Annotated in this window: 22 protein-coding genes; 6 read left to right on the forward strand and 16 right to left on the reverse strand. The window is 60.9% G+C overall.

Annotated features, from left to right (window positions below; genetic code table 11):
- Positions 1-17: 17 nt before the first annotated feature.
- Positions 18-1169 carry an acetoin utilization protein AcuC gene (locus tag ACMXX3_RS03240; RefSeq protein WP_421083388.1) on the reverse strand — a complete coding sequence of 384 codons (1152 nt, stop codon included), beginning with the start codon at positions 1167-1169 and terminating at the stop codon, positions 18-20.
- Between the two features lie 289 nt (positions 1170-1458).
- Here ACMXX3_RS03240 and ACMXX3_RS03245 point away from each other — a divergent pair, with 289 nt between their 5' ends.
- Together ACMXX3_RS03245 and ACMXX3_RS03250 are read left to right on the forward strand one after the other, a co-directional pair.
- Positions 1459-2808 (forward strand): TrkH family potassium uptake protein, encoded by a 1350-nt coding sequence (locus ACMXX3_RS03245; protein ID WP_421083389.1) that lies wholly within the window; start codon positions 1459-1461, stop codon positions 2806-2808.
- Entirely contained in the window at positions 2801-3469 is a 669-nt protein-coding gene (locus ACMXX3_RS03250) for a potassium channel family protein (RefSeq protein WP_421083327.1), read from the forward strand. Before ACMXX3_RS03245 ends, ACMXX3_RS03250 begins: the two co-directional genes overlap by 8 nt.
- A 424-nt stretch (positions 3470-3893) precedes the next feature.
- On the opposite strand, the gene proC is transcribed toward ACMXX3_RS03250, so the two are convergent.
- The 6 genes from proC to ACMXX3_RS03280 form a co-directional block, all read right to left on the reverse strand.
- Positions 3894-4748, reverse strand: coding sequence for a pyrroline-5-carboxylate reductase (gene proC / locus ACMXX3_RS03255; RefSeq protein ID WP_421083328.1), 855 nt, complete (start codon positions 4746-4748; stop codon positions 3894-3896).
- A 30-nt stretch (positions 4749-4778) separates the two neighbouring features.
- Positions 4779-5606, reverse strand: coding sequence for a sugar phosphate isomerase/epimerase family protein (locus ACMXX3_RS03260; RefSeq protein ID WP_421083329.1), 828 nt, complete (start codon positions 5604-5606; stop codon positions 4779-4781).
- Between the two features lie 24 nt (positions 5607-5630).
- On the reverse strand, positions 5631-6608 hold the full coding sequence (locus ACMXX3_RS03265; protein WP_421083330.1) for a Ppx/GppA family phosphatase: 978 nt from the start codon (positions 6606-6608) through the stop codon (positions 5631-5633).
- 109 nt (positions 6609-6717) lie between these two features.
- Positions 6718-9516 carry a type I DNA topoisomerase gene (gene topA / locus ACMXX3_RS03270; RefSeq protein ID WP_421083331.1) on the reverse strand — a complete coding sequence of 933 codons (2799 nt, stop codon included), beginning with the start codon at positions 9514-9516 and terminating at the stop codon, positions 6718-6720.
- Positions 9517-9630: 114 nt separating this feature from the next.
- On the reverse strand, positions 9631-10050 hold the full coding sequence (locus tag ACMXX3_RS03275) for a pyridoxamine 5'-phosphate oxidase family protein (protein ID WP_421083332.1): 420 nt from the start codon (positions 10048-10050) through the stop codon (positions 9631-9633).
- A 15-nt stretch (positions 10051-10065) separates the two neighbouring features.
- The gene (locus ACMXX3_RS03280) at positions 10066-11703 is read right to left on the reverse strand and encodes a DUF7059 domain-containing protein (protein WP_421083333.1); all 1638 of its coding nucleotides are present in this window, start codon (positions 11701-11703) and stop codon (positions 10066-10068) included.
- A 48-nt stretch (positions 11704-11751) separates the two neighbouring features.
- On the opposite strand from ACMXX3_RS03280, the gene ACMXX3_RS03285 reads away from it, so the two are divergent.
- The 3 genes from ACMXX3_RS03285 to ACMXX3_RS03295 are packed head-to-tail and all read left to right on the forward strand — an operon-like array spanning position 11752 to position 12697.
- Positions 11752-12069, forward strand: a complete 318-nt coding sequence (locus ACMXX3_RS03285; protein ID WP_421083334.1) for a thiamine-binding protein — start codon at positions 11752-11754, stop codon at positions 12067-12069.
- Positions 12070-12071: 2 nt separating this feature from the next.
- Entirely contained in the window at positions 12072-12512 is a 441-nt protein-coding gene (locus tag ACMXX3_RS03290; RefSeq protein WP_421083335.1) for a pyrimidine dimer DNA glycosylase/endonuclease V, read from the forward strand.
- Positions 12513-12556: 44 nt separating this feature from the next.
- Positions 12557-12697, forward strand: coding sequence for a hypothetical protein (locus ACMXX3_RS03295; protein ID WP_421083336.1), 141 nt, complete (start codon positions 12557-12559; stop codon positions 12695-12697).
- Between the two features lie 132 nt (positions 12698-12829).
- Here ACMXX3_RS03295 and ACMXX3_RS03300 read toward each other — a convergent pair whose 3' ends face one another.
- The 3 genes from ACMXX3_RS03300 to ACMXX3_RS03310 are packed head-to-tail and all read right to left on the reverse strand — an operon-like array spanning position 12830 to position 14699.
- On the reverse strand, positions 12830-13333 hold the full coding sequence (locus ACMXX3_RS03300) for a GyrI-like domain-containing protein (protein WP_421083337.1): 504 nt from the start codon (positions 13331-13333) through the stop codon (positions 12830-12832).
- A 1-nt stretch (position 13334) separates the two neighbouring features.
- Complete coding sequence (locus ACMXX3_RS03305) at positions 13335-14213, reverse strand: rhodanese-related sulfurtransferase (protein WP_421083338.1); 879 nt, start codon at positions 14211-14213, stop codon at positions 13335-13337.
- Positions 14214-14258: 45 nt separating this feature from the next.
- Entirely contained in the window at positions 14259-14699 is a 441-nt protein-coding gene (locus ACMXX3_RS03310) for a pyridoxamine 5'-phosphate oxidase family protein (protein ID WP_421083339.1), read from the reverse strand.
- Between the two features lie 132 nt (positions 14700-14831).
- Between ACMXX3_RS03310 and ACMXX3_RS03315 the strand changes: the two genes are divergently transcribed.
- Complete coding sequence (locus ACMXX3_RS03315; RefSeq protein ID WP_421083390.1) at positions 14832-17360, forward strand: DEAD/DEAH box helicase; 2529 nt, start codon at positions 14832-14834, stop codon at positions 17358-17360.
- 16 nt (positions 17361-17376) lie between these two features.
- On the opposite strand, the gene ACMXX3_RS03320 is transcribed toward ACMXX3_RS03315, so the two are convergent.
- The 6 genes from ACMXX3_RS03320 to ACMXX3_RS03345 all read right to left on the reverse strand — a co-directional run bounded on the left by ACMXX3_RS03320 (position 17377) and on the right by ACMXX3_RS03345 (position 21465).
- Complete coding sequence (locus ACMXX3_RS03320) at positions 17377-17802, reverse strand: Rv3654c family TadE-like protein (protein ID WP_421083340.1); 426 nt, start codon at positions 17800-17802, stop codon at positions 17377-17379.
- Positions 17799-18197, reverse strand: coding sequence for a TadE family type IV pilus minor pilin (locus tag ACMXX3_RS03325; RefSeq protein WP_421083341.1), 399 nt, complete (start codon positions 18195-18197; stop codon positions 17799-17801). The genes ACMXX3_RS03320 and ACMXX3_RS03325 overlap by 4 nt, the downstream gene beginning before the upstream one ends.
- A 14-nt stretch (positions 18198-18211) precedes the next feature.
- The gene (locus tag ACMXX3_RS03330; protein WP_421083342.1) at positions 18212-18475 is read right to left on the reverse strand and encodes a DUF4244 domain-containing protein; all 264 of its coding nucleotides are present in this window, start codon (positions 18473-18475) and stop codon (positions 18212-18214) included.
- A gap of 299 nt (positions 18476-18774) precedes the next feature.
- The gene (locus tag ACMXX3_RS03335; protein ID WP_421083343.1) at positions 18775-19323 is read right to left on the reverse strand and encodes a type II secretion system F family protein; all 549 of its coding nucleotides are present in this window, start codon (positions 19321-19323) and stop codon (positions 18775-18777) included.
- 14 nt (positions 19324-19337) lie between these two features.
- The gene (locus ACMXX3_RS03340) at positions 19338-20042 is read right to left on the reverse strand and encodes a type II secretion system F family protein (protein WP_421083344.1); all 705 of its coding nucleotides are present in this window, start codon (positions 20040-20042) and stop codon (positions 19338-19340) included.
- A complete protein-coding gene (locus ACMXX3_RS03345) occupies positions 20035-21465 on the reverse strand; it encodes a TadA family conjugal transfer-associated ATPase (protein WP_421083345.1) in 1431 nt (476 codons plus the stop codon). The genes ACMXX3_RS03340 and ACMXX3_RS03345 overlap by 8 nt, the downstream gene beginning before the upstream one ends.
- Positions 21466-21510 lie beyond the last annotated feature (45 nt).

Raw genomic sequence — 21510 nt, forward strand, 5'->3', positions numbered from 1 at the left:
CTCTTTTTGAGGTCTGACTAGTCATACCAGGGGTCCAGACCCCAGAGGGGAAAGACCTCCTTGCGGGTTGCCATGATGCTTCGGTCAATACTGCTGGCCGGATCAAAACCGACCTCCCAGGAGTGCCACCAGAGGTCAACGGGGTCCCCCATCATGGTAGGCACCTTGGTCCCGTAGGTTTCAAGCATGTGCCTCTGCCAAGATTCCGGAGTCGGAATATTTAGATCGAGGGGGTGGCCAGCTGCCACGGCGATCAGGTGACTCCAGGACCGTGGAACAGCATTGTAAATTGAGTAACCTCCCCCACCGGTTGCGATCCACCGGCCCTCACACAGTTCATCGGCCAGCAGGGAGATATGGGCTGCAATTTCCCGTTGACCGTTGATACTGAGAGCCAGGTGGGACATATCGTCATCCATGTGGGAATCGCAGCCGTGCTGGCTGACGATCACCTCGGGCTGGAACTGCCGCAGCAGAGGCGGGACGACAGCGTCGAAAGCCCTAAGCCAGCCTGAGTCAGTGGTGCTTTCTGGCAGGGCAAGATTGACGCTGGTGCCAGCAGCCAGCCCCTCAGGGCCGACCTCATTGGCAAAGCCAGTTCCAGGGAAGAGGGTCATGCCGCTTTCGTGGATGGAGATAGTCATGACGTTGGGGTTATCCCAAAAAATACTCTGGGTCCCATCCCCGTGGTGGGCATCCACGTCAATGTAGACCACCCTCTGAACCCCCTGCTCCAGCAGACGGCCAATGCCAACGGCACAGTCATTGTAGATACAGAAACCACTGGCGTGATCCCGGGAAGCATGGTGCATGCCGCCACCAAAATTGACGGCGTGCTTCACCTTCCCGCTCAGAATCGCGTCAGCGGCCTGGTAGGTTCCCCCTGCCAGCCGTGCTGAGGCTTCATGCACCCCCTCGAAGCCGGGGGTGTCTTCCGTCCCCAACCCGCAGGAGGCGATAGTCAAGGTCGGATCAGCACTAATTTTCTGCACCGCATCTATATAGGGATAGTCGTGGGCCAGCATCAACTGGTGGACGCTTGCGATCTCAGGCTCTTCAAGCTGGATTTCCGGCAGGTCAAAGAGACCCAGGTCCCGGGCCAGGGAGGCGGTTGCCTCCAGGCGGGAGGGGTGCATGGGGTGGTAATCGCCAAAGAAATAGTTGGCCATCTTGGGCGTCCATAAAACCCGAACATCGGTTGGTGTCAGTCGGTCAGCAACTCCCACGTTCTTTACCCCCTTTGGTAAGTTAAGTCACATTCTCCATTAAACACATTAAAACTCAGCAGACACCACACCCCGCTTTTATGACGCGCAGACTACGCTAGAAACGATGTCACGAAAGAGAGGTGAAACCATGGGAAAGCCCCACACGCCCCAGCCCCCTGCGCCCCCCGTCCCGCAGGGTAAGGACGGCAGCATCCCCCTTCCCCCGGCTGGGCAGCGGCTCAGGGACACCATGGCGGCAGGACGCAAGCTACTCACCCACCTGTTTGCTTCATCGTCCTCTCGCATAGCAATTTTTGCCTTCCTGCTTGTCATCCTCTTGTTCACCCTCATGTTGGCAACCCCCTGGGCCTCCAGGACCGGCCAGGCAGCCCCCTTTCACCATGCCGCCTTTACCGCCACCAGCGCCGTGACCGTCACCGGCCTCACCACCGTCTCCACCGCCGACCAGTGGAGTTTCTTCGGCCAGCTCATGATCCTGCTCGGCTCCCAAATCGGTGGCCTGGGCACCCTGACCCTCACCTCAATCCTGGCCCTGGCCGTCGGCCGCAAACTCGGCCTACGCTCCAAAATCATTGCCCAAGAATCCCTCAACATCGGCCGACTAGGTGAAGTAGGCTCCGTCCTTCAAACCGTTGCCTTCACCTCTATCAGTATCGAAGCCTTCATTGCGGCCATCCTGATTCCCCGCTTTCTCACCCTGGGTGAACCCCTGGGGCTGGCAGTCTGGCACGGCATCTTCTACGCCGTCTCCTCCTTCAACAACGCAGGCTTCACCCCCCACTCCGACGGTATCGTCCCCTACGGCCACGACCTCTGGATCCTTGCCCCCATAGCCCTCGGGGTCATGACCGGATCCCTGGGTTTTCCCGTCATTCTCGTCATCAAAAACAATTTCCGGTTCAGCCGCTGGAACCTCAACGCCAAGCTCACCGTCATCGGAACCCTCGTTCTCTTTGTAGTCGGCACCCTCGCCTGGGGCGCCCTCGAATGGGCCAACCCCAAAACCCTCGGCGGCATGAGCCTGGGAGATAAAATCCTCAACGCGGCCTTCGCCTCGGTCATGACCCGCTCAGGGGGTTTCAACCTGGTTGAGATGAATGACCTCACCCCGGTCACCATGCTGCTCACCGACGTCCTCATGTTCATCGGCGGAGGATCAGCCTCCACCGCCGGAGGAATCAAAATCACCACCATTGCGGTGGTCTTCCTCGCCATTCTGGCAGAGGCCCGGGGCGACCAGTTCGTCGTCGCCTTCAACCGGACCATCCCCGATGCCGCCCTCCGCATTGCCATCTCGGTCATCATGATGAGCGCAGCCTTCGTCTTCATCGGCACCGTCACCATCATGCTCATCAGCGGGGCCAGCCTAGACCGATCCCTCTTTGAAGTCATCTCCGCCTACGCCACCTGCGGGCTCTCCACCGGGCTCTCTGCCGAACTTCCCCCCTCCGGCACCTATGTGCTCTCCTTCCTCATGCTCGTTGGCCGCATCGGCACCATCACCGTAGCTACCGGCCTGGCCATGCGGTCCCGCCGCCGCCTCTACAAGCTCCCCGAAGAAAGGCCCATCATTGGCTAAGAACTCCACCCACAACGCCCCCGTCCTCGTGATCGGCCTGGGCCGCTTCGGCTCTGCCACCGCCGCCCAGCTGGTCCGCCAGAATAAAGAGGTCCTGGCCGTTGAAAAGGACCCCTCCCTGGTGCAGAAATGGTCCGGCGAGCTGACCCATATTGTCGAAGCGGACGCCACCGACATGAACGCCCTCCGCCAGCTTGGGGCCCAAGACTTCAATGCAGCGGTCGTTGGAGTCGGCACTTCAGTTGAGGCCTCCGTCCTGATCACCGCCAACCTGGTTGACCTGGGCATTGAACGTATCTGGGCCAAAGCCATCACCCCCTCCCACGGCAAAATCCTCTCCCGTATTGGGGCCCACCACGTCGTCTTCCCCGAGTCGGACGCCGGCGTCCGGGCCGCCCACCTAGTCTCTGGCCGCCTGCTTGACTTCATCGAGTTTGACGACGACTTCGCCATCGTCAAAATGTACCCGCCCAAAGAAACCCACGGCTTCACCCTGGCAGAATCCGATGTACGCTCCAAATACGGCGTCACTATCGTCGGTGTTAAGTCACCGGGCGAAGAAATTACCTATGCAACCCCCCAGACCCGGGTGTCCTCCCGGGACCTTTTGATTGTTTCAGGCCAGGTCGATTTGATCGAACGGTTCGCTGCCCGCCCCTAGCAACGGCCTAGGAGCTTAAAATCACCCCTGCCCAGACTCTTTCACCAAGTGGGTGCTGACTATAACCGATACTGACAAGGTTAAACTAATCAAACTAGTCAGTTCGGAAATAATCTGTCATTTTTTCCCGTTCAAGATGCACATTTCAAAAATGTCGTATATAGTAATAACTACCTCTAAAGGTGCGAGTGATTACTGAACGGTCCGCGAACCCGTTCAAGTAGCTTGTGACGAGGAATTTCTAGGTGGTTCCCCCTAATACCATCATTCCTCAGTCCCAAGCCCTCTCTGGTGGTCAGTTCCACTGGGCTTCCAGAGAACTCAAAGGCCAGTCCGATTCCCTACGGACTGGCCTTTGCTGTATCTACTATTAGACGGCCGCTTCCCTCACCCAGGGAAGCGGGCGTCTCATGACTAGGTGTAACTACTTTGCGCTCGGTGTGCTGAACTCGGCCGTCATTTCCTCATTGCGGTCATAGCAGGCCTGCATAGCGGCCTGGGTCAGTTCAAAGAGGCCCCCGTCCCGGTAGGTGTTAATAGCCCGTTCGGTCGTACCGTTGGGGCTGGTCACAGCCTTGCGCAGGTCGGCAGGGTGGGGGTCAGCGTCCAGCAGATACCCTGCCCCGGCAAGAGTTGCAGCGGCAAGCTCGGTAGCAGTCTTTTCATCCAGACCCAGCTTGGCCCCGGCTGCAGCCATCGTTTCAGCCAGCAAGAAGGCGTAGGCCGGGCCTGAACCCGAGACAGCGGTAACAGCCCCCATCTGGTCTTCTGCAACCTCAATCACCCGGCCAGCGGCCGAAAGAACCGAAGCGGCGGCCTCCTTCTGGGCTTCACTGACCGTCTCTCCCACCGAAATAGCAAGTACACCCTTGCCGACGCGGGAGGGGGTATTGGGCATACAGCGGATAGCAGGCTGGCCCTCAGGCAGGGCTGCCTGGAGGGCTTCAAGGGTAATACCGGCGGCGACAGAAACCACCACAGCCTCGGGGGAAAGAGCTGGGCCAACCTCGCGGGCCAGATCAAGAATGGCGTAGGGTTTGACGCCCAACAGAACCACATCGGCCCCGGTAACAGCCTTGAGATTAGCCTCAGGATCCTGCTCCCCGGCCAAGATTGTCAGGCTCTCTGCCCCCTCCCCCAGTTTGGCGCGGAGCTTCTCAATACTGGCGGTTGAGCCAACAGTAGCCCGGACGGAGGCCGGATCAGCACCCCCTGTTAGCAGACCGGCGGCGATAGCTCCGTTCATGGAGCCGGTTCCAATAAAAGCTACTGTAGGCATACTCTCTCTCCTCTGAGGTAGACGTCGGTGTTAGCGGGCTAGGTGGGTTCGGGCAAACTGTAAGGTCTCATAGAGCCATTCATCGCGTTCGCCAGCCCCCTTGGCCTTGCGGGTTGAAACTTCAGCGCACACTACACCGGCAAAGTCGCTGGCCGCAATGTACTGCAAGGTTTCAGCAACTGGCTGGGTGCCGTGCCCCGGGATCAGGTGCTCGTCCATGACCTTATCCCCCGACCCGTCCGTCAGATGAACATGCCCCAGGCGGGAACCAATACGCTTGATAGCTTCTAGGGAGTCGTCCCCGGCGGCAGCTGCGTGGGAGAAGTCCCAGGTCATCCAGTCATAGTCAAAGCGGGAAGGGTCCCAGTGGGGGGCGTACATTTCAACGGCCTTCCCCTTGAAAGACCAGGGGTACATGTTTTCAACCGCAATTTTGACCTGCTCTAGCTCAGAAATCTCGCGGACGCCGGCCACGAAATTCTTGGCGTAGTGCTTCTGCCAGCGGAAGGGCGGGTGGGCAACGATGACGTCGGCCCCTACAGCCTTGGTCATTTTGGCGGCCATCTGCATCTTGTTCCAGGCCCGGCCCCAAACCTGCTGGGTGAGCAGGAGGGTGGGGGCATGAATGGCGGAGATGGGAATCTGGTATTTCTGAATGAGGTTCAGCAGGTCGTAGGGTTCCTGGGAGAGGGCCGAGTGGGTGATCATCACCTCAACGCTGTCGTAGCCCAAGTCGACGGCGGTAGAGAAGGTTTCAGGCACGCCAAGGGGGAAGACGCAGGAGGTGGAAAGGGCCACGGGAATGGGCGGACGCTGGGGGCTACTCTGGTCGGAGGCCGGAGGCTGGGTGGTGGTCATGGTGTTGCCCTGGGGTGCTTCGGGTTAGGGTTTGAGGAGGGTCGCCGGGTTAATCATGGCTTCTTCTCCCTGCTGGGCCAGGTAGTTCATCCGGCGCAGGATCAGGCCTTCGCGCAGGGCCCAGGGGGAAACCCGCATGATGTCGATACCGAAGACGTCCATGGCGGTTTCGGCTGCAATGGCTCCTGCCAGCATTTGTTCGGCGCGGACGTCCGACACCCCGGGGAGGTCCTCTCGTTCGCTGGGGGGCATGGCCTCCATACGGCGGGTCCACAGGCGCAGATCCTGGAGCATCATTTCGCGCTTGACGAAGGGCCCGGCTGAGTAGGGGGCTGCCCCGCAGATTCGGGCGAGGGAGCGGAAGGTTTTGGAGGTGCCCACGACCATGTTGGGCTGCCCGTAGGCCAGCAGGGTCTCGGCTACCGGTTCGAGGGTTTCTCGCACATACTTGCGGAGTTTTTTGATTTCCTTGGGGCTGGGTACTTCGCTGGTGAACCAGTCCCCGGTCAGGCGGGTGGCACCCAGGGGGACGGAGATAGCGTCGTCGGGGTAGGCGTCGATACCGGTGGAGAATTCAAAAGAGCCGCCGCCGATATCGAAGTTGAGGATACGGCCAGCGCCCCAGCCCTGCCAGTGGCGCACGGCGTGGTAGGTAATGGCAGCTTCCTGGTCGCCGGTGATTTCGGTCAGATTAACCCCGGTTTCATTCTGCACATGCTGCAGGACCTCGGGGCCGTTCTTGGACTCGCGAATGGCGCTGGTGGCGAAGGCCAGCAAGTCCTCTGCCCCGTGCTGCACTGCGTACTGGACCGCTGACTGGACAAAGGTGGTAAGGCGGTCCCGTCCCTCAGTGGTGATGTTGCCGTCCGCATCGATATAGCGCACCAGTTGCAGGGGCTCCTTATGGGCCGCGGTGTAAGCTTCAGGGCGGGAGCCAAGCTGCCCCTCGATCAGGAGCAGATGGCCGGTATTTGAGCCGATGTCGAGTACGCCAAGTCGCATGGGTCCCCCAGGGTGTGATGATGAAGTATTTTCCTGCCTTCTAGTCTAAAGGACGGCACCCGCCCAGCTTTCTCAGGTTGAGCTAGCGGGGCGGGTGCTTCATCTTTTTCTAGGATTTTGAGGCGCTTTTCTTAGCCGGTGCCTTCTTGGCAGTTGCTTTCTTGGCTGCCGGCTTCTTAGCGGTGGTCTTGCGCTTGACCGGGCCCTTAGCCCGTTTTTCGGCCAGCAGTTCTACCGCCCGGGTGTGGGTGAGGGACTCGATGGTTTCGCTACGGGGCACCGTAATGTTGGTGATGCCGTCGGTGATGTAGGGGCCGAAGCGGCCGTCCTTGACCACAATCTTCTTCTCAGAAACCGGGTCAACGCCCAGTTCAGCCAGCGGGGGCTTGGCGGCGGCCCGGCCCCGCTGCTTGGGCTGGGAGTAAATCTCCAGGGCCTGCTCCAGGGTAATCGAGAAGATTTGGTCCTCGGTTTCCAGGGAGCGGGAGTCGGTGCCCTTTTTCAGGTAGGGACCAAAGCGGCCGTTCTGGGCGGTGATTTCGTTGCCCTCGGCGTCGGTTCCGATGACGCGGGGCAGGCTCATGATTTTGAGGGCGTCCTCAAGGGTGACGGTAGCCAGGCTCATGGAGGCAAAGAGGGAGCCGGTGCGGGGCTTTTCAGCCTTGGGCTTCTTCTTGGGTTTGGGCTTGCCGTTCTTGTAGTACTCGGTGGGCTGGGCCTCCATCCAGGCGGCAATTTCTTCCTCGGTCATTTCGGGGATGACCTCGGTGACGTAGGGGCCAAAACGGCCGTCACGGGCGACGATAGTGCGGCCGGTTTCTGGGTCAACGCCAAGCTCGCGGCCGTCATTCTTCCCAGCTTCAAGTAGCTCGGCGACCTTGTCCTCGGTCAGCTCATCGGGGGCCAGGTCAGCCGGTACGTTGGCTCGTACCGGGTCCTTGATTTCACCGGTTTCGGTGTCGATCTCGCCACCGGTTTCCAGGTAGGGGCCAAACTTACCCACGCGCAGGTTGACCCCGGGGGCAACTTCAACCGAGTTAATGGCGCGGGCGTCAATCTCGCCCAGGTTATCGACGATGGGCTTCAGACCCCGCTTGTCTCCCCCACCGAAGTAGAAGTGGGAGAGCCACTCAGGCCGGGCTTCTTCGCCGCGGGCGATACGGTCAAGGTCCTCTTCCATTTCCGCGGTGAATTCGTAGTCCACATACTTGGCGAAGTGTTCTTCGAGCAGGCGGACAACGGAGAAGGCCGTCCAGGAGGGCACCAGGGAGCCGGAGCGGTTATTGACGTAGCCGCGGTCCATGATGGTGGAGATGACGGCTGCGTAGGTGGAGGGGCGGCCGATCCCGAGTTCGTCCATGGCCTTGACCAGGGAGGCTTCGGTGTAGCGGGGCGGGGGTGAGGTTTCGTGGCGGGCAGCTTCGATGTCGCTACCGCGCAGGGGGTTGCCCTCGGCCAGGTTGGGTAGGCGCTTGTCGTCCTTACCGTCCTTGGCTTCGGTGTTCTCTTCGCCGCGCTTGACGTCCTGGCCCTCCTCGTAGGCGGCCAGGAAGCCACGGAAGGTAATAACGGTGCCGGACGCTGCAAACTCGGCATCCCGGCCGTCGGCTGCGGTAGCCCCTAAGCGGACGGAGGCAGTGGAGCCCTTGGCATCTGCCATCTGGGAGGCGACGGTGCGCTTCCAAATCAGCTCGTAGAGGCGGAACTCGTCAAAGCTCAGGGCCCCCTTAACCTCGGCGGGGGTGCGGAAGGAATCGCCGGCGGGGCGGATTGCTTCGTGAGCTTCCTGGGCGTTCTTGGACTTGGAGGAGTAAACGCGGGGGGAGGCCGGAACGTAGTCGGGGCCGTAGAGCTCAGAGGCCTGCTTGCGGGCGGCCTGGGTTGCCTGGGTGGAGAGGGCAACCGAGTCGGTTCGCATGTAGGTGATGTAACCGTTCTCGTAGAGGCGCTGGGCCACCTGCATGGTGGAGCGGGATGAGAAGCGGAGCTTGCGGGCGGCCTCCTGCTGCAGGGTGGAGGTGGTGAAGGGCGCGGCAGGACGGCGGGTGTAGGGCTTGGTTTCTACCGAGCGGACGGCGAAAGCGGCGGACGCGAGCGCGGTAGCCAGGGAGCTGGCGGAGGCTTCATCCAGGTGGGCGACCTTACCGGCTGCGGCAGGCTTGAGGGTGCCGTTATCGGCAAAATCCTTGCCGGTAGCGACGCGGGCCCCGTCAACAGCTGAGAGCTTGGCGGTGAAGGATTCAGCAGCTTCGGTGGTGAAGGTGCCGGTCAGATCCCAGTAGGTGGCTGAGCGGAAGGCCATGCGTTCGCGTTCGCGCTCGACAACCAGGCGGGTGGCAACGGACTGCACACGCCCGGCGGAGAGGCCCCGGGAGACCTTGCGCCAGAGGACGGGTGAGAGTTCGTAGCCGTAGATTCGGTCAAGGACGCGGCGGGTTTCCTGGGCATCGACCAGGTTGGTGTCTATTTCGCGTAGCTCCTTGAAACCGCGTTGAATCGCTTCCTTGGTGATTTCGGGGAAGGTCAGTCGGTAGACGGGCACCTTGGGCTTGAGCACTTCCAGCAGGTGCCAGGCAATAGCTTCACCTTCGCGGTCCCCATCGGTTGCCAGGTAGAGGGCGTCGCACTCTTTGAGCAGGCGCTTGAGTTCGGTGACCTTCTTTTTCTTATCGGGATTGACCACATAGTAGGGCTCAAAACCCTCATCGACATTCACCGCAAACTTGCCAACGGGGCTCTTTTTGAGCTCGTCCGGCAGCTCAGAGGGCTGGGGAAGGTCCCGGATATGCCCCATGGAGGACTCCACGATAAAGGCGTCCCCCAGGTAACCACTAATGGTTTTGACCTTCGAGGGGGATTCCACAATCAGCAGTGACTTGCCGTGCTCGGTTGCGGCCTTGGTGGGCACAGAGGGCTCCTTGGGGTTGTTTGTACGCGTGTATGCACAACAATAGCGGACATACCGCTCTTCATGCCTACTTACCCCTGTGTGACCTTCTAGAGGAAGCTGGTGCGAAAGCCCCTACAGCTCATCAAAGGGCTCTTCGCCCAGCTCAAATTCCCGGCCGCTGATCCGGTCAGGGACCATCTGCACCCAGTTAGTTTTGTAGGTGGGAACCCAGGTCTTGAAACCCAGGGCTTCAACAGCTTCAATGTCAGCTTCACTGGTCAGCCAGTTAGCCTGGCCATGAATCACCACAGACCGGGCAACCCCGTCCCGCACCTCATCAATTTCGAAGGCGGCCTTGCGGCTAATCACCACTTCGGTCAGTTTTTGGCCAGATCCGGTGCGGAAATAGATGTTCTTCTCGTGAACACAGAAGTTAACGGGGTAAATATCTACTTCACCACCGGCTGATAGGGCCAGGCGGCCGACCTTATGGGCTTCGAGAAGTTCCCAGCAGCGTTCTTCGCTGAGCACAGTGACGGGGGTTGATTTCATGCTGTCAGTCTAGCCTTATTGGTCAATGACGAGGAAACCCTTCTCAAGGAGCTCCCTGATATTACTTATTAATACCCGGCGGGGCTGGTCGTCCTCCCAGCCCAAGAGGGCAGCAAGCGCCCCGATAATTTGCCCGGCGGATAGGTCCCCGTCGCAGGCTGACACGAAGCCGGACGTCTCGGTGGTTTCTAAAATGGTACGGCGCAGGCCGGCCCCTGCCCGCAGCAGAATCACGGAGGGGTGCTCAGACCCGGGAGTTGAGTGACGTTCTTCGGTCACGTCCCCGGCAACGATGAGGTGGGCTTCCAAAAGCTCATCATCGGTCAGGGCTGTGGTGGTGTCCCACCGGGCAACCGCCTCGGTAATAAAGGGGGCGATGGGTTGCTGGATCGGGTAGGTGATTTCTTCAAAGCGGTGCAGGCGCTCACCTGCCTGGCTGTCCTCAGGGGCCCGGAGCCAGATCATGCCAAAGCCAATAGAGCCGACCCCGCGGGAGGCAAAATCTCGCAGGTAGGCGGTGTAGGCGGCCTCGTAATGGGCTGGGTCGCGGTTCTCGCTGGCGTCCCGCAACCAGGTTTCAGCGTACTGTTCTGGTTCCAGCACCTCCCGCTGGATAAACCAGGCCTCGGTCTTTTCCCCCACCCAGGCGCGGGGGCGGGCTGACCAGTCCACGGGGCCGTCCTCCCCGTCAACGGGAATCTCCCAGTTACCTAGCATCTGGGCCCGGCCACCGGGGGCCAGCACAGAGGGGAGCTGGGCCACCAGGGTTGAAACAATGCCGTCCCCGGCCATACCGCCGTCCCGGTAGGTGTACTGGTCTTCGGGGGTTTCGTGGTCGCTACGCGGGGTGATGACGAAGGGCGGGTTCGAGACCACCAGGTCGAAGGTTTCCCCAGCCACCGGCTCCAGCAGGGAGCCTAAGCGCAGGCTGATACGCTCTTGCAGGTTAGCCGGGTCCAGGCCCAGTGCAGGGGCATTGAGGAGCAGGTTGAAACGGGTAAAGGCCAGGGCCCGCTCGGAAATATCGGTGGCGGTAACATGCCTGGCGTGGGCTAGCAGGTGGAAAACCTGAATACCGCAGCCGGTGCCCAGATCAAGGGCCCGGTCAACGGGAGTACGTTCGGTGAGCTGGGCCAGGGTCAAGGAAGCATGGCCAATGCCCAGCACATGGTCCTTTCTCAGGACGCCGGGGCGCTGGTGGGCGCCTAAATCACTGGCCACCAGCAGCTCGGTGCCGTCATCAGCTGCGTGAGGCCGCAGGTCCACCGAGGCCTGGAGCACCCCGGGCTGGGCGGTTGGTTCAGCCAAACCCAAGTCAAGGAGCAGGCCAGCTCCCTGTGCCCCGAGAGCCGCAGCCAGTTCGTCCTGGCCTACCTGTTGCCCAAAGAGGAAGAGACGCACCACCTGCGCCAGGTGCTGCTGCTGAACAGTAAAGACCTCGTGACTGGCTTCTTCGCCCAGAATCTGGCGGATCCGGTAGAGCCCGGGAACAATTTGGTCGCGGGTCATGGCCTCAAAGGCGCGAGAACCCAAAAGCGACTCAATACCGTCATAGGTGAAATTAACCCCGATCAGGGCTGCGTGTAGGCTCGCCAGGGCGGCCGGGTCAGCGCTAGAGGGGGCTCCTGGAATTGAAGAAAAATCAGTAGTCATCACGCCCCTAGTCTATCGTTAGCCCCGGTGACGGGTTACGGTAGAGGTATGTTGTTTGCTTTCTCCGTAGCCCCCACCGGCGGTGGCGACCCCAGCGGGTCAGTCCACGATGCTGTAGCCGAAGCCGTCCAGATTGTCCGTAATTCCGGCCTTCCCCACCGGACCGACGCCATGTTCACCACTATCGAAGGAGACTGGGACGAGTGCATGGCCGTCATCAAAGCCGCTACCGAAGCTGTGGGCAAGTACGGGAGCCGGGTCTCCCTCGTCCTCAAGGCTGATATCCGACCCGGCTATGATTCCGGGGAGCTCACCGGCAAGCTGGACCGCTTGGAGGACGCCATCGCCCGCCGCACCAAAGGCTAGGTATGCGGATTTGGTCCCTGCACCCCTCCCTGCTTGATTCCAAGGGGCTGGTAGCCTGCTGGCGGGAGACCCTGCTGGCCCAGAAAGTCCTGCAGGGACTCACCGCAGGCTATACCAACCACCCTCAGCTCAACCGTTTCAAGGCCTGCGAAGACCCCCTTCAAGCTATCTGCACCTACCTGCACGCCCTGGCGGATGAAGCTGACCGGCGGGGTTATTCTTTCAACAGGAAGCTAGTAGTACTGCAGAGTCAGAATACGGTGGGACTCATCCCCGTCACTTCCGGCCAAATCGACTACGAGTTTTCCTTCCTGCGCCAAAAAGTTCAAACCCGCAACCCGGCCTGGTTCCAGCATCGTCTCGCCAGGTCAGAAACAATTCCAGTCCACCCTATCTTTAGCATTATTGAAGGTGCCGTTGAAGACTGGGAAAAAGTTAAATAGTAATCAAGGTGATTTTTTGGTGATGAGTCGGTAGAGTTGCTTTCATGGCTAACTCAGAAAAAATTGCTGAACTGGAAAAGTCCCTCGCCGACTGGAAGGAAAAGGCCGCTAACGGTGGCCCCGACTTCATCGCCGAGATCGTTGCAAAGCTCGAAGCCGAACTGGCTGAAGCAAAGAACGCCTAAGACTTTTTCATAAAACGGCACATCAGTAATCATTCAAGGTTCGCACCTCGCTAAGTCTTGAAAATAAATACCTCCCGCTCTTCGCACAGCGGGAGGTATTTTTATATCAAAATAATGTCAGCTTCGGACGCCCTAGGCTGGCTGGCCGGTCACAGCCTGCCAGACATAGAGCCGGTAGTTCTCGGCGGTAACGTCGCCGGGGCCGTAGACCTCCAGGCAGACGCCCGTGGCTTCCAGGCCCTTAGCCGGAATGAAGTGTGTGCTGAGGTACTCAAATCCAGCCTTCACATGCTCAGGGGGATGACCGGGCAGAATCGGCCCCTCAACCAGGGCGGTAGCGTACATGGAGCCAGGCACAACGACGCCGGTTAAGCCGAGGGCAGCGACGTCCTTAATGCCACCGGGTACGATAAAGCCGGCGGTGTAGGTATAGCCGGTATCATCAGCATCCGGCATCACCACCCCCACCTTTTGGAGCTTCTCTGTTACCGCCTTGCGGGGTTCATCAAGCCTCTGGTAGAGGGTCTCCCACCAGGTACCCAGGTCGCTGGTTTCAGTCACGGGGGCGGTGTACCCGGCGACCATGAAGGTGCCGTATTCGATCAGGGCTGTCTCGTAGGGTTTCTGCTCACTCATGCTAGGCGGTGGCGGCTTCCAGCTCAGCCAGGGCCTTGGTTTCGCAGTCGGGGCAGAGCAAAACGAGGTCGCGCACGCCGTCGACGTCCAGGTTCACGAACTGGTTGGCCTTAGCACCGCAGTGCTCGCACTCGCCAATGGTGACGGTGTCGGGTGAGAAGTTCATGCGCTGGCGCTTGTCGAAGACGTAAAGGGAGCCTTCCCACAGGCCGGAGTCACCAAACTTTTCGCCGTAGCGCACAATGCCACCGTCGATCTGGTAAATCTCCTTGAAGCCGCGGTTCTTCATGAGGGCTGAGAGGATTTCACAGCGGATACCGCCGGTGCAGTAGGTAATGACAGGCTTATCTTTGAGGTCATCGTACTTGCCAGATTCGATTTCCTTGATGAAATCGTGGGTGGTACGAACGTCCGGGACGATGGCGTTCTTGAATTTGCCAATCTTCGCTTCAAAGGCGTTGCGGCCGTCAAAGAAGACAACCTCATCACCGCGTTCTTCAACGAGCTGGTTGACTTCTTCAGGCTTCAGGTGCACGCCACCACCGACGACGCCGTTTTCATCGACGACGAGCTCATCGGGGGTGCCAAAGGCAACGATTTCGTCGCGGGCTTTGACGGAGAGGCGGGGGAAGTCAGAAGCGCCACCGTCAGACCATTTGAGTTCGAGCTTTTCAAAGCCGGGGTACTGGCGGGTTGTTTTGCCGTACTGTTTGAGGGCATTGATATCGCCGCCGAGGGTGCCGTTGATGCCGTGCTTTGAGATGAGGATTCGGCCGGTGAGGCCGAGCTTCTCGCAGAGGGCACGTTGCCAGAGCATAACAGCCTTGGGGTCGGTTACGGGGGCGAAGCAGTAATACAGGATAATTCGTTCTTGAGCCACGCCCCCATTCTACTCCCTGCCCCCTGAGCCGGAGGCCTGGTGCTCCTAGCCGAGCCTGAAGCGACGGCCGGTGAGCTGGTGGGGGGTGAGCTCAACAAACTCCAGCTTTTCAGTATCAAGCCAGGGGGCCAGGTTGAGCTTGGTGACGTAGTCAATATCGCGGGTGTCGGTGAGGACGCGGGCGGTGGCAAAGACATTGACCGAGTGGGCCTGGTGCCCCTCAGCCCGGTCGAATTGGAGGGTGACCTTGTCGTTGAGGATCAGCTGGGTGAGCTTGCTACCCTTGGCCGTGCGGAAGAAAATCCGCACGCCGTCGGTGACGATATTGAGCGGGGTGATGTGAACGTAGCCGTCTTCATCGACGGTGCCCAGCCGGGCAAAGCGGGTGTTCTCGATGAGCTCCCAAATCTGCTCATCGGTGAGGACGGTGACAGTCTGCTCAGCTTCCTGCTGCTTCTGACCCTGGATGTTCATAGGAATACTCATAGAACCATTATCCCACCCCTATTAGATAGGTCACAGTATTTTCTGATTATTTCACGGTGGGATAATGAACAGGTGTCTATCCTTTCCTCGAGCCCAAACTCCCGCCAGCCGCTACCCGGTGAACTAAACCTGGTGCTGGAGCAGCTGGGGCTGTCGTCCTTACCAGAGCAGGTGACCCACGTCCGAACCCTGCCTGCGCGGGAGGCTGTCACCGCACCGTGGCCCAGCTGGGTCAACCCCCGGGTGGTTGAGGCCTACCAAAATCTCGGGGTAGCCGAGCCCTATCTGCATCAGGTGCAGGCAGCGGGGGCGGCCTGGGAATCCCCGGGGAACCGGCACGTTATTTTGGCAACGGGGACGGCGTCGGGCAAGTCCCTGGCTTACCAGCTCCCCGCCCTGGACGCTATCTACCGGGGAGAGTTTGAGTCCCAGGGTTCTGGTTTTGATTCCGGCCGGGCAACGGTGCTCTATCTTTCGCCGACAAAGGCCCTTGCTGCAGACCAGCTGGCGTCCTTGCGGGCCTTGAATCTGCCGGGTTTAGTGGCTGAAACCTATGACGGCGATACGCCGGTAGCTGATCGCAGGTTTATTCGGGAGCGGGCTAATTTTGTCTTGGCAAATCCCGATATGCTGCACCACGCGGTGCTTCCGAATCATGCCCGGTGGGCAGCCTTCTTGCGGAAGCTCAAGTATGTGATTATTGATGAGGCGCACGGGTACCGGGGGGTGTTTGGTGCCCATGTTTCCCTCTTGATTCGACGGTTACGCCGGGTATGCCGCCAGTATGGGGCAACCCCTGTCTTTGTGGGGGCTTCTGCGACGAGTGCTGAGCCTGCCGCTTCCTTTGCGCGGTTGATTGGGTCGCGAGTGGAGGCGGTTACTGCGGTGACGGAGTCAACGGCCCCGCGGGGATCTACCCATGTGATCTTGTGGGAGCCTGAGTTTACTGACCTATCTGAGGTGGCCGATAAGCTCTCAGCCCATGCCAACGGGGTATCCCGACGGGGGGCCCAGGGCTCTGGGGCTGGCGAGAACGGGGCGCCGGTACGCAAGTCTGTGATTACCCAGGCTGCTGAGATGATGGCTGATTTGGTGGTGGGGCGGACCCGTACCATCGCTTTTATTAAGTCCCGCCGGGGCGCTGAGGCCCTGGCTCAGACTGCTGGCCGGTACTTAGATGAGGTGGATTCGGGGCTTTCTGACCGGATTGCTGCCTACCGGGCTGGCTACCTGCCTGAGGAGCGGCGGGCCTTGGAACTGGCTCTGCGCCGGGGGGAGATTCTGGCTGTGGCTTCAACCAACGCCCTTGAACTGGGTATTGATATAGCCGGTTTGGACGCGGTATTGGTTGCAGGTTGGCCGGGAACCCGGGCCTCCTTCTACCAGCAGATAGGACGGGCTGGCCGGGCTGGGCAGGACTCTCTGGCGGTGCTGATTGCCAGCGAAGACCCCTTGGATACCTACCTGGTTCACCATCCAGGCGATATTTTTGATACCGGGGTTGAGAAAACGGTCTTCGACCCTGAGAACCCCTATGTGTTGAGCCCGCACCTGTGCGCGGCTGCCGCTGAGATTCCCCTGCGCCGGGAGGAGCTGATGGTCTTTGGCAAGACGACAGAGGCCCTGCTGGAGAAGCTGGTGGCCCAGGGGTATTTGCGCCACCGGGCAACCGGCTGGTTCTGGACCCACCCGGAATCTGCTGCTGACCTTGTGAACCTCCGCGGGGGCGGCTCTCCCCTGCAGATTATTGAGGCTGAGACCGGCTCGGTCATTGGCACAATGGACGACGGCCATGCCCACTCTCAGGGGCACCCCGGTGCCATTTACACCCACCAGGGGCTGACCTATGTGGTTGAAGACCTGGATGAGGATCAGAGGGTGATTGTTGTCAGCCGGGTGAATCCGGACTATTACACGCAGTCGCGCGACATCACTGAGGTGACTGTTCTGGGTGCTGATGAGACGGTGCAGCAGGGGCAGGTGAGCTTAAATTACGGCCGGGTTCGGGTACGGTCCCAGGTAGTGGGGTACCAGCGGAAGTCGCTAGTTGGCCAGCAGGTGCTGGGAGATGAGCCCTTGGACCTGCCGCCCCAGGAGCTGCAGACCCGGGCGATTTGGTGGGCTATGCCCTCCTCTTTGCTCCATGCCGCTGGAATCCACGAACGGGATATACCCGGTGCCCTCCATGCTGCCGAGCACGCTTCTATTGGCCTGTTGCCCCTGGTGGCGACCTGCGACCGCTGGGATATTGGTGGCCTGTCGACTGCCTTCCATATCGATACGGAACAACCGACAATCTTTGTCTACGACGGCCACCCCGGCGGGGCGGGCTTTGCTGAGCGGGGCTTTGAGCAGGTGGGTTCTTGGGTGCGGGCTACCCTCGATACGATCTTGGCCTGTGAGTGTGAGCTGGGTTGCCCCTCATGCGTCCAATCCCCCAAGTGCGGTAACCGGAACGAACCCCTGCATAAGGCCGGGGCTGCCCGTCTGCTTGCGACCCTCCTGGTGGAGGCAGGGGAGCTGACGGACGGCGAGCGCCGCCAGCTTCTCAAGCCCCTGGGCCAGGTAGAGGCTGAGTCTGTCTCCGCTCAGGCTGACAGGCCGGTGTCTGCTGTTGAGGCGCTGACGGGGCGGGCTTCGGTAGAAGAAGATCCCTTCTAAGCCTTTCCTCGTGCTGTCAGGGGCTTTGTTCGGTGCCTGCTGGTGGCCCTGCCCGGGCGATTCCCCGTGCTGGCCCGAGGAAGGCAAAGGGGCCTGGGATGGGGACGGTGACGCTGATATCGACGGTTCCGGTTCGGCCGGCAGGACGGGCGCACCCGGCTAAGTCTGCCCCGTTTGCCTGGCTCACTTCGGCAGCTAGCTCACAGGGCTGACCGGGGGTCAGGCCGCGGGCTGCGTCGGCAGCGGCTAGGGCGGCGAGATCAGCTGCTGTGGCGGCCCGGTGGTTAGCGCCTAAAAGTCCGGCAAGTCCGGCACAGGCTAACCCCAGAATGAGGAGGGCACAGACTATGCCTACTGAGGTTACGGTGGTGCTCCCCCTCTCCCGGTGGGTTAGGGGCACCTTGGGGCTGGCTTGCCTGCTTCTGGCTGTTTGCTTGTTCACTGCCCTGCTGCCCCTGCCCTGTGTTCGGTGAGGGCCTGAGCGTCGGCGGTGAGGTTCCAGCCGCTGATATTGCCGATGAGGCCGGGGGCTACCCTGCTGACGGCCACCTTAGTATAGGGGCCGTCTTCGTGGATGTGGACGGCCGCCTGGGGCTCAATGTCGAGGACGATTCGAGTGACCGTGGCGGGGTCTTCCCCTCGGGCTGCTGCCCGGGCACCGAGTCGGGCCCCTTCTTCAAGGCGTAGTTGCACCATTCCGGTGGCGGCAGCTCCCAGCACCAGGGCCAAGATGAAGACCACTCCGGGGAGGGCGACCGCAAATTCTGCGGTGGCCGAGCCCCGGTCCTTGCAGTGGCTCCGACGCAATCCCGGTGGAGCAAGCTGCCGCCTGACCATAAAAGCCACCCTTCTTAGGAGCCGGTGCTCAGGGCCGTCTGGACAATGCCCAAAAGCATCTGCCGGACTTCTTCAGATTTGAGGATCATGACCAGCAGGCCGGCAAAGCCAACAGCAGCTAGCATGACGATGCCGTATTCGGCGGTGGTTGCACCGGCTTCAGGGTCATCGAGGGAGGCATAATGGCCCTGCTCTGTACGGGCAGCTAGCGTTGCCTCATCAGTGTGCTCTAGCTGGTTATCCAGGGGGCCGGTGGTTTTCTGGGTAGGTAGTGTCATGGTAGACCTTTCGTGAGTTTTTCAGGGAGCCGGTAGTAACCGGCTGGTGGGTGTCTCCCCCGCTAGGTGGTGGGTAAGGGATAGGGGTGTTATGAAAGGGTGAGAAAAGAAGTGCTCGCCCCTAGCGGGGGTTCTTCTAGCCTGCCTGCAGGCCCTGGGCGGCACAAGGAAAAGCGGGGCCTGTGGATAAGCCTCCAGCGCCAATAAACCCATTGTGACTAGCTCAAACCCGGGTAGGAGCGTCCTGAAAATAACAGAAGTGGTGAACCTGCCCCCTCTGTGACGCCCTTCCCTGCCCCCTAGAAGAGGGCAGGGAGTAGGGCGATCAGCACCGGAATGACCCCCAGACAGATGAAGGCCGGAAGGGAGCAGATACCTAGGGGCACCACCAGTTTCACGGCCAGGGTCGCTGCTGATTTTTCGTAGGATCGCTGCCGGTGCCGCCGGTGCCGCTCTGCCAGCGCCGAAACCAGCTGGGCCCCCGGGGCCCCGGTGGCCAGGGTGAGGCCTAAAGCGTCCTTAACCCCTGCAAGGTCCTGGGGGACGTCCTTCCCCCATGCCTGCTCCCAGTTCGCCCCGGCTACCAGCTTGGTGACGACGGCCCCCAGGTACCTCCGGTGGCGGCCAGCATCTAGCTCCCCCAGCATCTGCAGAGCCGAAGGAACCGACTGGCCTGATGCTAAGAGGGTTGCGGTCAGATCAAGGTAGAGGGCACCGGGTAGGCCCTCATCTACTGGCTTAGCCTCTTGTTCGCGCTTCGGGCAGACCTGCCCCGGCGGCTGCTTCTTCCTGTTCCGTGCTCTCACCACAGCCAAACCCAGCGCAGCCACCAGACAGCATATGCTCATCACTAGCAGCCCCATCAGAGGGTTCCCCTTTCTGCCCGGGTAATGAGGGATGCCGTCCACCGGCTACCGGCGTAGGCCAGGCAGAGCCCGATGAAGCCGACCACAGCACCGGCCACTGAGCCAAAGAGGACGCCGAGCGGATCCGTCCCCATAACGATTCCCAGGGCGAGCCCCAGCAGGGGTAGCCAGGAGAGGATCCTGCCGGTTGCCCTGGGCCCGCTTAAGGCAGTCTCCCGCTGCTGGCGCAGGTCGATCTCGGTTTCAAGGAACCGGGCTAGCCGCTCAAAGACGTCGGCAACAGCGGCCCCGGCCTGCTCAGCAACCAGCCAGCAGGAAGCAATCTGGGCTGCAACCGTCCTGACCGACTCCCGGGTGCAGGCTGCCCCCTGGGTCTCAAAAACGGTGCTCACTGGCCGGCCCGACTCAGCTACTGTCGCTGCAGCCCGGAGGAGGTCTGCCACCTCGGTTAGGGCCGTCACGTAGGCGGTATTCTGCCGTCCTTTCAAAGCCCGCTCTAGGGCAGGTGCCCCCGCGAGTTCTTCCTTGACTGCCCTCTTACGGGCAGAGATATCATCGGCTACCGACCGGCAGGCAAAGGCCGGGGTGGCCCCGGCTCTCATCAGGGCAGAGAGCCGCCACACAGCATCAGGCCACAGCTCTTGCTCTTCCAGGGAAGCAGGGACGGGCCCAGCGAATTTGAGGGTGAGGGTTTTAAGCATCTGCTCCCTCCCCGGTGCAGACGCTCCCCGCCGAAGGGCCACCCAGGTTGGCAGCAGCCCGCACCGCCTCACTTCCCGGATGCCACATCAGGTAGGTGCCCTGACGCCTTTGTTCAAGAGTGCAAACCGGCCTGCTTTCAAGCCCCAGAGGTCCCCCGACCAGCTCATATACCCCTCTCACCTGCCGGCGGCCTCCGGAAGCAGACCGATCCAGGTGAATGATGTAATCCAGGGCAGTTGCCGCCTGGAGGGCAAGGGCAGCAGGCTCAACCCCGGCTAAGGCCCCCATCGCCGTAAGCCGGGCCGGAACGGCCTCAGCTGAATTAGCGTGTAGGGTTGTTCCGCTACCGGAGTGGCCGGTGTTCATGGCCGTAAGCATGTCCATGACTTCAGCCCCGCGACACTCCCCCACCACCAGCCGGGTGGGGCGCATCCGAAGAGCCTGGCGAATCAGCTCATCCAGCCCAATTGCCCCCTGGCCCTCGGAGTTAGCCTGCCGGGCCTGCAGACCTACCGTATGCGAATGGTTCAGGTGCAGCTCCGGGGTATCTTCCACCAGCACCAGCCGGTCTTCCACCTGGGCCTCAGACAGTAAAGCCCCCAAAAGCGTGGTCTTTCCTGTACCTGTTCCGCCACTAATGGCGATATTGGCCCTGTTTCTGACCAGGTACCGCAAAAACTGTTCTAGGTCCCGGCCCATCATGCCGCGCTGGGTCAGGTCTGATAAGGACGGCTGCCGGGTCGGTTGCAGACGAATGGACAGCAGGGTTCCGCCCCGGGAAAGGGGCGGTAGCAGGGCATGAACCCGGGCAGAGCCCACCCCCGGAAGCCCCTGTATCTGCACATCAGTTGCCGGGTGGGCCCCGTCCAGCCTTCCCCCGGCTGCCACAATCAGCCGGGTAGCTAAGGCCCTGACCTCAGCCTCCGACTCAAATCGAACCGCAACTGCCCGCAGGCGACCCTCGGCTTCGACCCACACGTCCTCAGGCCCATTGACGAAAATATCGGTGAGGCCGGGGGTAGCGAGGAGGGGTTCAAGCGGCCCCAGCCCGGTCAGCTCAGCCCTCAGCAGCCCTTCTGCCTCCGCGCAGATCCCCATGTCTCGCAGGTCGGCTTCTGAGCCAGGTGGCAGGGCAGGCTCCCCTATAGTTTCAGGAGCGCCCGCCAGGTGATGAGCCGCTTCAGCTACCAGGTGGCCCAGGTCAGCCGGGTCTTTCCCGGGTACAAGGGTGTGGTCTAGGGCCTGGGCAGGAAGGTCAAAAAATTGTTGCCTGGCCCTTTTCACCATGAGCCGGGCAGGGCTTGGGGGCCACGAAAAAGTCTGCGGGTCAGACTCTGGAGGCAAAGAACTGGCAGGAGCAGGCCAGGTATCAGACGGATCAGCATTCCCTAGGGCGCCATTGCCCTTGCTTGTAGTTATCATGGGAGGTCCTGTGAGGTCTCACCCCACCGGGAACACTTCATTTTC

Origin of the sequence: Rothia nasimurium (assembly GCF_049068285.1) — a bacterium.
GTDB classification, from domain to species: Bacteria; Actinomycetota; Actinomycetes; order Actinomycetales; family Micrococcaceae; genus Rothia; species Rothia nasimurium_I.